Source organism: gamma proteobacterium SS-5 (genome assembly GCA_009497875.2).
Classification (GTDB): Bacteria; Pseudomonadota; Gammaproteobacteria; order Chromatiales; family Chromatiaceae; genus Magnetovirga; species Magnetovirga frankeli.
In genome coordinates this window covers 2,411,280-2,425,456 of the sequence record CP032508.2, presented here as the reverse complement: position 1 = coordinate 2,425,456, position 14,177 = coordinate 2,411,280, and the positions used below count along the sequence as shown (strand labels likewise).

12 protein-coding genes and 2 pseudogenes are annotated in these 14,177 nt (G+C 61.7%); 12 read left to right on the top strand and 2 right to left on the bottom strand.

Annotation, left to right across the window (positions count from 1 at the left end; all coding sequences use genetic code 11):
- The first annotated feature begins 30 nt into the window (after positions 1 to 30).
- From D5125_16255 to ispF, 8 genes are all read left to right on the top strand, one after another.
- The gene (locus D5125_16255) at positions 31 to 1,179 is read left to right on the top strand and encodes a peptidase C39 family protein (protein QFY90883.1); all 1,149 of its coding nucleotides are present in this window, start codon (positions 31 to 33) and stop codon (positions 1,177 to 1,179) included.
- Positions 1,172 to 2,656: a RimK family protein gene (locus tag D5125_16250; GenBank protein QFY90882.1), complete on the top strand. Its 1,485-nt coding sequence runs from the start codon at positions 1,172 to 1,174 to the stop codon at positions 2,654 to 2,656. The genes D5125_16255 and D5125_16250 overlap by 8 nt, the downstream gene beginning before the upstream one ends.
- Before the next feature lie 412 nt (positions 2,657 to 3,068).
- Positions 3,069 to 4,703: a CTP synthase gene (locus D5125_16245; protein ID QFY90881.1), complete on the top strand. Its 1,635-nt coding sequence runs from the start codon at positions 3,069 to 3,071 to the stop codon at positions 4,701 to 4,703.
- Positions 4,704 to 4,706: 3 nt separating this feature from the next.
- Positions 4,707 to 5,543: a 3-deoxy-8-phosphooctulonate synthase gene (gene kdsA / locus D5125_16240; protein QFY90880.1), complete on the top strand. Its 837-nt coding sequence runs from the start codon at positions 4,707 to 4,709 to the stop codon at positions 5,541 to 5,543.
- Positions 5,544 to 5,881: 338 nt separating this feature from the next.
- Positions 5,882 to 7,156, top strand: coding sequence for a phosphopyruvate hydratase (gene eno / locus D5125_16235; protein ID QFY90879.1), 1,275 nt, complete (start codon positions 5,882 to 5,884; stop codon positions 7,154 to 7,156).
- 328 nt (positions 7,157 to 7,484) lie between these two features.
- The gene (ftsB, locus tag D5125_16230; protein ID QFY90878.1) at positions 7,485 to 7,772 is read left to right on the top strand and encodes a cell division protein FtsB; all 288 of its coding nucleotides are present in this window, start codon (positions 7,485 to 7,487) and stop codon (positions 7,770 to 7,772) included.
- A gap of 103 nt (positions 7,773 to 7,875) precedes the next feature.
- Positions 7,876 to 8,586: a 2-C-methyl-D-erythritol 4-phosphate cytidylyltransferase gene (gene ispD, locus D5125_16225; GenBank protein ID QFY91205.1), complete on the top strand. Its 711-nt coding sequence runs from the start codon at positions 7,876 to 7,878 to the stop codon at positions 8,584 to 8,586.
- Positions 8,577 to 9,068: a 2-C-methyl-D-erythritol 2,4-cyclodiphosphate synthase gene (gene ispF, locus D5125_16220; GenBank protein QFY90877.1), complete on the top strand. Its 492-nt coding sequence runs from the start codon at positions 8,577 to 8,579 to the stop codon at positions 9,066 to 9,068. Before ispD ends, ispF begins: the two co-directional genes overlap by 10 nt.
- 15 nt (positions 9,069 to 9,083) lie before the next feature.
- Here ispF and D5125_16215 read toward each other — a convergent pair whose 3' ends face one another.
- Entirely contained in the window at positions 9,084 to 9,734 is a 651-nt protein-coding gene (locus D5125_16215; protein ID QFY90876.1) for a hypothetical protein, read from the bottom strand.
- A 406-nt stretch (positions 9,735 to 10,140) separates the two neighbouring features.
- Here D5125_16215 and D5125_16210 point away from each other — a divergent pair, with 406 nt between their 5' ends.
- Positions 10,141 to 11,124, top strand: a complete 984-nt coding sequence (locus D5125_16210) for a hypothetical protein (GenBank protein QFY90875.1) — start codon at positions 10,141 to 10,143, stop codon at positions 11,122 to 11,124.
- Between the two features lie 308 nt (positions 11,125 to 11,432).
- Positions 11,433 to 12,341, top strand: a complete 909-nt coding sequence (locus D5125_16200; protein ID QFY90873.1) for a hypothetical protein — start codon at positions 11,433 to 11,435, stop codon at positions 12,339 to 12,341.
- Positions 12,342 to 12,406: 65 nt separating this feature from the next.
- Here D5125_16200 and D5125_16195 read toward each other — a convergent pair whose 3' ends face one another.
- Complete coding sequence (locus D5125_16195; protein ID QFY90872.1) at positions 12,407 to 12,742, bottom strand: hypothetical protein; 336 nt, start codon at positions 12,740 to 12,742, stop codon at positions 12,407 to 12,409.
- 170 nt (positions 12,743 to 12,912) lie between these two features.
- Between D5125_16195 and D5125_16190 the strand changes: the two are divergent.
- Positions 12,913 to 13,247 (top strand): annotated as a pseudogene (locus D5125_16190) (chromate resistance protein).
- A gap of 20 nt (positions 13,248 to 13,267) precedes the next feature.
- A pseudogene (locus D5125_16185) lies at positions 13,268 to 13,992 on the top strand (chromate transporter).
- The last annotated feature ends 185 nt before the right edge of the window (positions 13,993 to 14,177 follow it).

Below are 14,177 nucleotides of genomic sequence, written 5' to 3'. Positions count from 1 at the left end.
CGCAGAATGGCGGCTTTAGCGACCGAGAATATGCCGTTGACTCAAACCTGCAGCGACCCCGTCTGCATCCGCAATGCACGGGTTACGGATATAGACCCATTGGCGACCCTGGAACGGGCCTGTTTTGACGGTGATCGCATCTCCCGGCGGCAGTTTCGTTACCTGATTGCCAAGGCCAATGCCTCCGTGCTGGTACTGGAGCGCGAGGCCGAGCTGGTGGCCAATGCCGTGCTGCTCTTTTCGCGCGCCACCTCGGTCGGCCGTCTCTACTCCATGGCGGTGACCCCAGCGGCCCGTGGCAAGGGCCTGGGCAAGCGCTTGCTGAAGGCTGCCGAGACAGAGGCCTGGGCGCACCATCGCGCCTATCTGCGGCTGGAGGTGCGAAAGGACAACGCGGCGGCCCTGGCGCTCTATCACAGCCTGGGCTATAGGCGCATCGGTGAATATCCCGGCTACTACGACGACCACATGGATGCCCTGCGGTTGGAGAAATCCCTGGCCGCAGACCTCCACCCGGAGCTGGCTCAGGTGCCCTTCTATGAGCAGAGCCTGGAGTTTACCTGTGGCGCGGCATCGCTGATGATGGCGATGAAGAGCCTACGCCCTGAGAGTATCGAGATGAGCAGGCAGCTTGAGCTGCGTCTGTGGCGCGAGGCCACCACCATCTTCATGCACTCCGGTCACGGTGGCTGCGGCCCCTACGGCCTTGCCCTGGCTGCGGTACAGCGCGGCTTTGGGGTCGATATCTTTGTCAGCGGGGAGGGCACCCACCTGATCGATTCGGTGCGCAGCACGCACAAGAAGGAGGTGATTCGACTGGTGCAGGAAGACATGTATCAGCAGCTGCAATCGCTGCGGGTGCCGATTACCTGTACCGGGGTCAGCATGGCCGAGATCGAGGCCTGCATGGCCAGGGGCGGCATCCCCTTGGTGCTGATCAGCTCCTGGCAGATCTACCATGAGCGTCAGGCCCACTGGGTGGTGGTCACCGGATTTGACGACAATTTCATCTATGTCAATGACCCCTTCGTCGATCGCGACGAGGGCGAGACGCCCACCGACTCAATCCACATGCCGATCCTGCGGGAGAAATTCGAGAGCATGGCCCGCTACGGCCGGGTCGGCCTGCAGGCGATGGTGGTACTGTATCGCAACCCAGGAGAGAGCGACCGTGCCTGAGCATATCCTGCTGGTAGAGAGGCCCCATCACTGGAAGGGACAGATCGAGGGCTGCCCCATAGTCACTGCGGTGGAGTATCTGACCTCGCCAAAATGGCAGGAGAAGCGCAACCTGCGGGTGGTCAACCTGTGCCGTTCCCAGCGTTATCTGGGCGAGGGCTATTACTGCTCGCTGCTGGCCGAGGCCCGTGGCCACAAGGTGATCCCCTCGGTACGCACCCTGCGTGACCTGAGTCGCAAATCCCTCTACAGCCTGGAGACCGAAGACCTGGATCAACGGGTCCAGCGCATCCTCAGCAAACGCTACAAGGGGGATGAGACCAGCTCCTTCAGCGTCAGCCTGATGTTCGGCAACACCGCCTTCAAGGACCTGCAGGGGTTGGCCAGGGAGTTGTTTGAATTCCTCCGCGCCCCGCTGATGAGGGTCTCCTTTGAGAAAAAGGGCCACTGGCGCATCACCGACATCCGCGCCCTGGGCATCCGCGACCTGAATCAGGAGCAGGAGCAGGAGTTCGTCGATGCCCTGCAAGCCTACCTGAGCAAACGCTGGCGCGGCCCAAAACAGAGACGCCAGGCCAAGTATGACCTGGCCATATTGCACAATCCCGGCGAGAAACTGCCCCCCTCCGACCCCAAGGCCCTGCAACGCTTCATGCGTGCCGCCAAGCGTTTTGGTTTCGACGCCGAACTGATCACGCCACGGGAGATCGGCCGGCTGGGCGAGTTCGATGCCCTGCTGATCCGCGAGACCACCGCCATTGATCACCATACCTACCGCTTTTCGCGCAAGGCCGCGTCCGAGGGACTGGTGGTTATCGATGACCCTGATTCCATCCTGCGCTGCACCAACAAGATCTACCTGGCCGAACTGCTCAACGGCCACAGGGTGCCGACCCCGAAGAGCGTGGTGATACGCGAGAACGCCCTGGATGAGTTGGAGCAGAAACTCGATTACCCGATGGTGCTCAAGGTTCCTGACGGTTCTTTTTCGCTCGGCGTGTATAAGGTCGAGGGCCGCGCCCAACTGGAGCAGGTGGCGAGCAAGATCTTCAAGGCCTCCGAGTTGATGCTGGCCCAGGCCTACACCTACACCCCCTTCGACTGGCGGGTGGGCATCCTCGGTGGCAAGCCGCTGTTTGCCTGCCAATATTTCATGTCCAAGGGCCACTGGCAGATCTACGACCATGATGGACCGGAGGAACCGGGCGATTTCCGCACCTTGCTGATCGAGGACGCGCCGCAGCGGGTGGTGCAGACCGCCCTCAAGGCAGCCAATCTGATCGGCAAGGGGCTCTACGGCGTTGATCTCAAGGAGACCGAGCAGGGGGTGATGGTGATTGAGGTCAACGACAACCCCAGCATCGATGCCGATGTCGAAGACAAGGCCTTGGGCGCTGAACTCTATGACCGTATCATGGCCCACTTCCTGGGGCAGGTAGAGCAGGTCAAGCTGCGGGCCAGGCGTGCGCGCAGCTAGCTCTAATTCGTTAGTAACTGCTCAGTTTTTCAAGGCAATAACGTCGATTGAAGCGGTTCGCTGAGCGAAGTCGAAGCGAAGTCCCGATGCTTGTCGAAGGGGGCTCAGCGGGACGCTCTCCATGGGGCCTATCAAGCTCGAACCCTTTGGTCGGCCAATCCTTGCCCGTGCGGCCCCGTGCCAGGGCCCGCCTTAGCGATTCTTGCCTGGCCAATTGAGCAAATGCCGCCGTTCTGGTACCTTTGCCCGGCCTTCCTGGTCCGGTTAATTCTCAAGGTCTGCGGTTTTTGAACACCTGGCATCCGCCCAAGCCGTTCGCTGAGCCAAGTCGAAGCGAACGGCTTGGGCGGATGCCATGAGAGGCCTTTGAGCCCATCCCAACCCTTACAACCAAAATAGCCTGGCGCTTTATATGACAGCTTATGTTTTTATCACTGGTGGCGTGGTCTCATCCCTGGGCAAGGGGATTGCTTCGGCCTCCCTGGGCGCCCTGCTGGAATCCCGTGGCCTGAAGATCAGCCTGATGAAGCTGGACCCCTACATCAATGTCGATCCCGGCACCATGAGCCCCTTCCAGCACGGCGAGGTGTTCGTCACCGAGGATGGTGCCGAGACCGATCTGGATCTGGGTCACTACGAGCGCTTCGTGCGCACCACGACGACAAAAAACAATAACTTCACCACCGGCCAGATCTACGAGAACGTGATCCGCAAGGAGCGCCGGGGCGATTATCTGGGCGGCACGGTACAGGTGATCCCGCACATCACCGATGAGATCAAGGACAGCATCCGCAAGGGCGCGGGTGATGCCGACATCTGCATGGTGGAGATCGGCGGTACCGTCGGCGACATCGAATCCCTGCCCTTTCTGGAGGCCATCCGTCAGATGGGCGCGGAGTTGGGCCACCAACACGCTCTGTTCATGCACCTGACCCTGGTGCCTTACATCCGCACCGCTGGCGAGATCAAGACCAAACCCACCCAGCACTCGGTAAAGGAGCTGCGCTCCATCGGCATCCAGCCGGATATCCTGCTCTGTCGCGCCGAACAGTCCCTGCCGGAGAGTGAAAGGCGCAAGATCGCCCTGTTCACCAATGTCAACGAGCGTGCGGTGATCTCGGCGGTGGACGCCGAACACATCTACGCCATCCCCATGCTGCTGCACGCCCAAGGGCTGGATCAGCTGGTGGTGGATCAGTTCCAGCTACAGGTAGGCGAGGCCGACCTGTCCGAATGGCAGCGGGTGCTCGATGGCCTGCGCCATCCCCAGCATCGGGTGCGCATCGCCATGGTGGGCAAGTACATGGGTCTGACCGAGGCCTACAAATCCCTCTCCGAGGCCCTGATCCACGCCGGGGTGCAGACCGGCAACCGGGTGGAGATCGTCTATATCGACTCCGAGGAGATCGAGCGCCAGGGCACCGCTTGCCTGGCGGATGTGGATGCCATCCTGGTGCCCGGCGGATTCGGTGAGCGTGGCGTGGAGGGCAAGATCAGCGCCGTGCGCTTCGCCCGCGAGCAGCGCATCCCCTATCTGGGCATCTGCCTGGGGATGCAGGTGGCGGTGATCGAATTCGCCCGCCATCTGGCTGGCCTGGAAGGCGCCCACAGCACCGAATTCAACCGCCAGACGCCGCATCCGGTGATCGCCCTGATCACCGAATGGCTGGATGCCGATGGCCACTTACAGACCCGCAACCAGGGCTCGGACCTGGGTGGCAGCATGCGCCTGGGCGGCCAGGAATGTCGCCTGGAGGAAGGCAGCCGCACCCGCGCCCTCTACGGCAAGGAGATCATCCTCGAGCGCCATCGCCATCGCTACGAGTTCAACAACAACTACCGCCAGGTTCTGCAGGACAAGGGCCTGCGCTTTGCCGGTCTGTCCCTGGATGGGCGGCTGGTGGAGGTGATCGAGATTGCCGATCACCCCTGGTTCGTTGCCTGTCAGTTCCACCCGGAATTCACCTCCACCCCGCGCGATGGCCATCCGCTGTTTACAGGCTTTGTTCAGGCCGCGCTGCAGCAGCAACAGAGCCGGAAGGACTGAGCCATGCAACTGTGCGGATTTGAGGTCGGCCTGGAGCGGCCCCTGTTTCTCATCGCCGGGCCCTGCGTCATCGAGAGCGAACAGCTCAGCCTGGACACTGCCGGTAGATTGCAGGAGATCACCCGCGAGCTGGGCATTCCCTTCATCTTCAAGTCGTCCTTCGACAAGGCCAACCGTTCATCGGCCAGCAGTTATCGCGGCCCAGGTCTGGAGCAGGGCCTGCAGATTCTGCAGAAGATCAAGACCCAGCTGGGCCTGCCGGTGCTCACCGACGTGCACGAGGATACCCCCATCGAGGAGGTAGCCGAGGTGGTGGATGTGCTGCAGACACCGGCCTTTCTCTGCCGCCAGACCAATTTTATCCAGCGTGTCGTCGCCGCCGGTCGGCCGGTGAACATCAAGAAGGGCCAGTTCCTCGCCCCCTGGGATATGCAGAACGTGGTGGACAAGGCTCGGGCCACCGGCAACAGCCAGATCATGGTGTGCGAGCGCGGTGTCTCCTTCGGCTACAACAACCTGGTCTCTGACATGCGCGCCCTGGCGGTGATGCGCGATACCGGCTGCCCGGTGGTGTTTGACGCCACCCACTCGGTGCAGCTACCGGGCGGGCAGGGCAGCTGCTCCGGCGGCCAGCGCGAGCATGTGCCGGTGCTGGCCCGCGCCGCCGTCGCCGTCGGCATCGCCGGGCTGTTCATGGAAACCCACCCCGACCCAGCCAAGGCCCTGAGCGACGGACCCAATTCCTGGCCGCTGGACAAAATGCAACAATTACTTGAGACACTCAGCCGGCTGGACCAAATCGTCAAGGCCGAGCCCTTGGCTGAGCATTTTTTACTTTAAGGGACGCAGAGGGCGCAAAGGAGCGCGGAGATCGCAGAGAAGAATGATGCAGCAAAGCCCCGACTATTTGTCTGGAGGCATGTTTCGCGGGAGTATTCCAAGCAATCTCGAAACTTCCATCATTCGTGGTGGTAGGGAGCAAGCGAGCAGTCGTAACCTCTAGGCTAAAGTTGTTCATGCAAGCAGAAAAATCGTAGCCTCTGCGTGCTCTGTGCTTCTTTGCGGTCTCTGCGTCCTTTTTTGCTTCCGGCTTTGCCGGATTAGGCTTGAATCTTCTCTGCGGTCTTTGCGCTTCTTAGCGTTCTCTGCGTCCTTAATCTGATAACCCAGGAGCAACCATGTCTGAAATCGTTGATGTTCGTGCCCGTGAGATCCTTGACTCCCGTGGCAATCCCACCATTGAGGCCGATGTCATCACCGCCGATGGCGCGCTGGGGCGGGCTGCCGTGCCCTCTGGCGCCTCCACCGGCTCGCGCGAGGCCCTGGAGCTGCGTGACGGCGACAAATCCCGTTACCTGGGCAAGGGCGTGACCCAGGCCGTTGGCCATGTCTGCGGTGAGATCCGCGATGCCCTGATGGGCATGGAGGCGCAGGATCAGGAGGCGCTGGATCGCAAGATGCTTGCCCTCGACGGCACGGAAAACAAGGCCCGTCTCGGTGCCAATGCCCTGCTTGGCGCATCCCTGGCCGCAGCCCACGCCGCAGCGCAGGAAAAGGGCATGCCCCTGTACGAATCCCTGGGCGATGGCAACTACCGCCTGCCGGTACCGATGATGAACATCATCAACGGTGGTGCTCACGCCGATAACAGCGTCGATTTTCAGGAGTTCATGATCCTGCCGGTAGGCGCGGGCTCGATCCGCGAGGCGGTGCGCTACGGGGCCGAGGTGTTCCACGCCCTCAAGTCGGTGCTCAAGGCCAAAGGCCTCAACACGGCGGTGGGTGATGAGGGCGGCTTCGCCCCCAACCTGGGCTCCAACCGCGAGGCCCTGGACGTGATCATGACCGCCATCGAAAAGGCCGGCTTCAAGCCCGGCAGTGACATCTTCCTCGGCATGGACGTGGCTGCCTCCGAGTTTTACGAGGATGGTATGTACAACCTCGTCGGCGAAGGTCGCAAGCTGGATTCCGATGGCCTCACCGACCTGCTGCTGGAGTGGGTGGATCAGTACCCCATCCTCAGCATCGAGGACGGCCTGGCCGAGGGCGACTGGGACGGCTGGAAGCGCCAGACCGAGCGTCTGGGCAAGCGGGTGCAGATCGTCGGCGATGACCTCTTCGTCACCAACACCAAGATCCTGCAGGAAGGCATAGACAAGGGCATAGCCAACTCCATCCTGATCAAGGTGAACCAGATCGGTACCCTTACCGAGACCCTGGAGGCGATCCGCATGGCCCATAAGGCCGGCTACAGCGCGGTGGTCTCCCACCGCTCCGGCGAGACCGAGGACACCACCATCGCCGACCTGGTGGTGGCGGCCAACACCGGCCAGATCAAGACCGGCTCCCTGTCCCGCTCCGACCGCGTGGCCAAGTACAACCAGCTGATGCGCATCGAAGACCAGCTCGGCGATACCGCCGTTTACGCCGGCCGCGCTGCCTTTCCGGTCTAGCGGATGCCAGTCACGATGCAGATGAGGACGCAGAGCACGCAAAGGAGCGCAAAGGACGCAGAGAAGAATGAGGAAGAAGTAGCCTGGATGGAGTGCAACGGAATCCGGGGTTGCTTTGCACAACCTGGGAGGCCAGCTGACTATCCTTTCGCACCTCCGATCCAGCGCTCGCTGCTCCCAGTGTGCTCAATGACTAAGGTTGTTTCACACTAACCCATGACACACAGAAAATGCAAAGTAGCGCAAAGGACGCAGAGTGGCACAAGGTTTATGTTCATAAATCTCTGCGATCTCTGCGCTCCTTCGCGTCCTCTGCGTCCCTAGCACAATGCGCTGGCTGATCCTTCTGTTGCTTTTGTTGCTTGCCGGGCTACAGTACCGGCTTTGGGTGGGCGAGGGCAGCCTGGCCGAGGTGGCGGCCCTGCATCGGGGCAATGAGGAGCTGCGCCAGGAGTTGGCGCAGAAACAGGCGGCCAACGAGCGCCAGGCCGCCGATGTCATCGACCTCAAGCAAGGCAGCGAGGCCATCGAGGAACGCGCCCGGCAGGAGCTGGGCATGATCCGCGAGGGCGAGGTGTTCTACCAATTCGCCAAGCCGACCGCGCCGCGAGAATGATCCTAATTCGGCAGTTAAGCCACAGAGACACAGAGTACATAGAGAAAAAACTCTGTGATCTCTGTGTCTCTGTGGCTAAATGCGCCTTGTCGGTTGGCTCAGCGTGAGCGACACATTCTGGGCCCTGGTACCCGCCGCCGGTGTTGGCCGACGCATGGGTGCTGCCATCCCCAAACAATACCTGCCCCTGGCTGGAAGCACGGTGCTGGACCTGAGCCTGCAACGCCTGCTAGAGCACCCGCGTATTCAGGGGCTGTATCTGGCCCTCTCGGCCGATGACGAATGGTGGCCGGGCAGCCGCTTTGCCGCCGATTCCCGTGTGCAGCGGGTGGATGGCGGGGCAGAGCGCTGCCACTCGGTGCTCAATGCCCTGCAGGCCCTGAGCCAGCAGGCCGAGACCGATGCCTGGGTGCTGGTACACGATGCCGCACGGCCCTGCCTGCGCCCAGCCGACCTGGATGCGCTCATCGCAGCCGCTGCAACTTGTCCCGATGGTGCCCTCTTAGGCCTGCCGGTGCGCGATACCATGAAGCGCAGCGATGAGCAGGGGCAAATCCGCCAAACCGTCGAGCGCAACCGGCTCTGGCACGCCTTTACCCCGCAGATGTTTCGGCTCGGCCCGCTGTATCAGGCCTTGCGCCAGGCCCTGGAGCAGGGCCAGCTGGTCACCGACGAGGCCTCGGCCATGGAGCTGGCGGGCTATCGGCCGCAGCTGATCGAAGGCCATGCCGACAACCTCAAGATCACCCGCCCGGAAGACCTGGCCCTGGCGGCCTTTTATCTGCAACGGCAGGAGGAGGGGAGATGCGCATAGGTCAGGGCATAGACGCCCATCGATTTACTAACGGTAGAAAGCTGATTCTCGGCGGGGTGGAGATCCCCCACGAGCAGGGCATGGAGGCCCACTCCGATGGTGATGTACTACTGCATGCCCTCTGCGATGCCCTGCTCGGTGCCGCCGGTCTGGGGGATATAGGCCGCCACTTCCCCGATAGCGATGCACGCTTCAGGAATATCGACAGCCGCCTGTTGCTGCGCGATGTGATGGCGCAACTGCAACAGCAAGGCCTGCGACTGCACAACGCCGACCTTACCCTGGTGGCGCAACGGCCGCGCCTGGCAGCCTACATCCCGGCGATGATCAGCAACATCGCCGCCGATCTACAGGTAGAAACTGCCGCCATCAACCTCAAGGCCACCACCACCGAGCGCATGGGCTTCACCGGACGCGGCGAGGGCATAGCCGCCTTCGCCGTGGTGCTGTTGGATGCCGCTAACCGATGCAGCGGGACGTGACATCTAGACAGGGCCCTAGAAACCTATAGGCCAGAGTTTTTCACTCTGCTGGTCCAGGATCTTGGCCTTTTGCTTGAGTTTGCTCGATTCCGCCTTGAGCGTCATGGCGCGGGAGCGCCGGTAGATCACGAACGCGCCCAGGCCGACACCTGCCAGGGTCAGCAGGGGGGTGAGCACAAAGGCGCTTGAGCCCAGGCCGATGCTGGCACCGCCAGTACCCAGAAGCAATTTGCTCAGAGAACCCATGGGCAAACCCCCAGCCGAGGCGATACCGGGGATGGCGACGGCCTTGCTCAGACCGGCGGCACCCTGGGCCAGGCCACTGGAGCCCTTGGCCAGTTTGCCGCCCATGCCGGTGGCGCTCTTGGCCAATGCCCCTGCCTTGGGGCCAGCGCCGGTGAACAGGCCGGGCGCGTGCTGAACCGGGGCTGCCGCCTTGCCGGCCAAGGTGGGCAGGGCAGGGGCGCTGTTTGGCGCAAGGGCACCAATCTTGGCCTTGCCCGCTGCGGCGGCCGATGGCGAGGCCGGTGCCATGGGCATCTGGGGCGTCGTCAGCAGGGCCTTGCCGCCGGCCGCCTGCGGTTGCAGCAGCCTGAGCTTGGTCGGGGCGCACAGCCTGAGGGCCTCGTCCGGTGGTAGAGTGATCAGATTGTGTGAGTTGGACATGCTATGCCTGCCTGGTTTTCAAAATGAGGGTCGAGCACTAAAGGGCCGCCAAGCGCCACAGCTCAGCTGGGAACTTTACATCTCCAGGCCCGCGCTCGGAGTCCCCAGGATGACGGGCAGTGGCAATGCGGGCCTGTTTCACTCTAAGCCAGGGCGTCAACCCTTGGAGCGGGCCATGCCGGTTAAGTTGCTAGTGAGGCTATCTGGGACGCACCACCCATGCGTTTCAGTCCCTGAATCATCGTTCTCAGGGTCCAGATGATAATAATTATCAGTTATCTGAGAATTGCTAAAAATCACTTGCCCTGTCCGTTCCTATTGGGCGACAATTCATTGCAGATTGTCAATCCCAACGGCTTATTTGCCCTGTTGGCCTTAATCAATTATCTCAAATTCGGAGGGCGTTATGGCCACCAATCTCGTAATGGCTCAGGTGGATGGGGCAAACCAGGTAAGCCAGCTGCTGGCTGCCTCAGGTAGCAAAACCTTTACCGTCGGCAAGGTGGCCACCGCCGCTGGCGCGGGCAATAACGCCATCATTACCCTGACCCCCAGTGGTGGCGGCTCTGCCGTTGCCGTCAAGCTGGAGGGTATGCGCCAGGCCGCCGAGCTGTCCGGTCTGGTGGGCAAGACGGTTGCAGTGGGCAAGCCGTCCATGATGGCCGGCGCTGGGCTGATGAACAACTGGCTGATCTTTCAGCCGGTGACTGCCGGTGCGGCGCAGACGGCGGCCGGATCGGCCACCCTGATCAAGCTGGAGGGAGTGCGCCAAGGCATGCAGGCGGCCTCCCTGAGCGGACAGAAGGTGACCCTGGTACAGCCGATGATGGCAGGCAAGGGCGCGGGTTCCACCCTGTTCCTGCAGCCCAATGGCGGCGGTGAAATGATTGCCCTGAAGATGGCCAATGGCACTGCCATGTCCTCCAACCTGGTGGGCAAGAGCTTCATCATCGGCAAGGCCCCAGCCATTGCCGGCGGCAACACCTCCACCTGGCTGGTGCTCAAACCGGCAGGCAGCGCCACGGCGGCCAAGGTCGCGGCCTCTACCACCACCGCCAAGGTGGCCAGTTCCGCAGCCAGCGCCAAGGCCTCTGGTGCCGCCATTGCCAAGGCATCCGCACCCCTGGTCAAGGCCCAGACCATTGCCTTTAATGCGGCACCTGCGGCTACAGCCGGTAGCGCTACGGCTGCCCAGACCGCAGCCGCCACCAGTGCCACGGTCAAGGGCGTCGCCACCGGCGGCACCATCTGGAAAGGCACGGGCTTGAGCCTGGGTCTGGGCTTGGGTCTGGGTGCCTGGGGTCCGGTGCTGGTGGCGGGCATTGGTGCCAGCGCCGCCTACGGCTACTGGCGCAGCAAGCGTCAAGCCAGCGAACTGATCGAATCCTGATCCGACCTCGCTATCCCTTGGCCGGTCAGCCTTGGCCGGCCTTTTGCTTTTTCGATGGGCTGATTTGAATCCAATCCTGCTATGACTGCTGCCCTTGGCCATCCCGCTCAGGACGAGGCAGACACACCCCAACGCATTCTGGTGATCGCTATCCTGCGCAATTGCCAGGCCTGCACCTATGTCTTTCAATCGGGCCTGGCGATAGTGAATGTGCCCGCCGCCAGCAACCAACCTGAGGCCATCCAGGGGTGGCATTTACTGGCTCCTACCTTGCTCGCTACGGGCACCCAAACCCGACAGGCTGACTAGTGGCCAGACAACTGCTGGATGAACTCTACCGACGCCGCGATGCCCTGAAAAAGGTGCTGCGCCTGGCCACACTGATCGAAAACCTCAATCAGTGCCTGGATTCGGTCATGGGGGCCGAGGCCATGGGCGCGGAACTGCCGATTTACGCCGAGATCTATTACGACCGGCTCTCGGGCTATTTTCGCAATATCTCCAGCCGCAAGGCGGAGACCCTGGTGAGGGACCTGCAGCCGGGGATTCGCGACAACCTGCACCTGATCCTCAAGCTCACCTGCATTGTCAGCGGCTCCAAAGAGACCTTCGATCTACCCAAGAGCAGCAACAACCTGATGGACTTTGTCACCAACTTTGCCGACCGCGCCGAGTTGCTGGTGGGGCTCTGGGTACTCTTGTTCAAGCGTGGTACACCGGCCCCCCGGCTGGAACTGGGGGCCGATCCCCGCGCCATCGCCACCCGCATCAAGCGGCTGGAAGAGAAGGAGCGCCAGTACCGCAAACGGGTGCGGGAATCTGTGCTGCAGATGCAGGAGGAAGTGGACTTCTTTCTGCGCACGGCCGATCCGACAGACCCACAGATGCGCGCCGGTCTGCAGCAGATGCAGGCGGAGCTGGAGCAAAGCCTGCGGCACATCGACAACCAGGGCCGCCTCACCGACCTGCCCATGGCGATGGAGCAGGTGGACCTGGGGGATGATGAACTGATCCTGTCGGAGCTACGCCAGGGCCTGAACCCGCCGCCAGCATCGGCACACTCGCCCGCAGGACAGGAAGAACAGCCGACAGCCCAGAGTCCAAGGCCTGAAACCCAGGCCCCAGGCCTGTACCAAAGACTCAACCTCTGGCTCGACTCACCCCTGCGCGTGGGCTGGTCTGATGTGGCCAAGATGCTGAAGAAGAAAGAGCCTTAGCCACCCAGGTCTCTCAACCAGGGCTTCAGCCTGTAGGAAGGGGCCATGCCGGTCCTGATTTTCCATCAGTCCGCCAGCTTGCGCTGAATCTCTTCCACCTGACGCTGGTATTCCTCTTCCAGCCGTTGAGTCAGGCGAGCGGATTCTTCCGCTGTCCAGCGCTCGATCTCTTTGAGCGCCTCGGCCTTGCGTGCGGCAATCTCCGTCTCGGCCTGGGCACGCCTCTGTGCCAGTTGCGCCTCCAACTCAGCGATTTGCTGTTGCAGCTCGGCCGCTCGCTGGCCCAATTCGCCTTCCAGCTTGAGCATGGCCCGCTGCAGCTGGCGCTGGGTCTGCCGAGCGCAGAGATAGCGGGCGAAGGGGAAAAACAGCAGGAGCAGAAGGACGAGAAGGGTTGTCATGGTGTTTTATCGTTGGGGCCTTGAGGGAAGAACAACAGAGCCTACTGCAGGTGAGACCATGCTTCGTTCTCTTCGTGACGACTCCAGTCTTTAGCTGTTACGTCTTGCTTGCGGATTCTACACCGCTGGAGCAAAAACGCCTCATTGCTGGGGTTAATTCGAGATAAGGGATGTCCATTTGTCCAGACAGCATGGGCATGCCTCGGTTCGACTTTGACGGCGCAACCTTCAGTTACGTCGATGAACTGGTGACCTTTGAGGTGCTGCTGGCCAGCTTTGGACTGGAGACGGATGCCGGTCTGGCGGCGCTGGGGCGGCTGGTGCATTACCTGGATGTCGGGGTGAACCGGTGGCCGAGGCAGCGGGCTTTGAGGCCGTATTGTCCGGATTACGCGAGGCCCAGACCGATGATGATGAACTACTGGCGGCGACCACCCCGGTATTGGATGCCCTGCGTCAGCATTTTTTGGCCAGAGATAAGCCAAGGTCGGATTTAATTGAATGACACCTAATCAGGATTACAGCATGTCAACACCCTCTGCAACACCGACGGCGGAGCAGGTACCGCCAGCCCCCGTCTCCTTACATGATGCGTTTTTCTACTGGTTGAAGCTGGGCTTTGTCAGTTTCGGCGGCCCGGCCGGCCAGATCTCCCTGATGCATACCGAGCTGGTGGAGCAGCGCCGCTGGATCAGTGAACACCGCTTTCTGCATGCCTTGAATTACACCATGGTCTTGCCGGGTCCTGAGGCCCAACAGCTGGCGACCTATATCGGCTGGCTGATGCACGGCACCCTGGGCGGAATCATGGCCGGCGTGCTGTTTGTATTGCCCTCATTGGCTTTGTCGGTGGTTGGGGCAAGGAGATCTTTGGCCCGGATAGCCTGGCACTGGCCGGCATGGCAGGTGCCACGGTAGCCACAGTGTTTACCTTTTTGCCCTCTTTTATTTTTATCCTGGTCGGTGCGCCCGCCATAGAAACCACCCGTCAGAATGTTAAGTTCACCGCACCGCTGACCGCGATCACTGCGGCGGTGGTGGGGGTGGTCATCAATCTGGCGGTATTCTTTGCCTGGCATGTGTGGTGGCCGGAGGCCTCGGCGGCGGCGCCCTTTGCCGGTCGTTTCGAGTGGTTTTCCCTGCTGATCAGCATTGCTGCCTTTATCGCGCTCTGGCGTTACAAGATGGGCGTTATTGCGGTCATCGGCAGCTGTGCGGCCACCGGGCTCTTGTTTTCGCTGTTGTCCTGACCCGGCAAGGCCGGAGGCAAAAACTCGACTTGATCAACCATGTATCTCAGCCCTGGTCTGGCATTGGCTTGCCGCGAGGCATAGGGCGGGCCGTGCCCGCCGCCAAGCCGCTTGCAATGGGGTTGCACTTTGCGAGGGTGCGGCGGCCACGGGCCGCCCTATGTGCTGTCAGGTGCAGGTAAAGG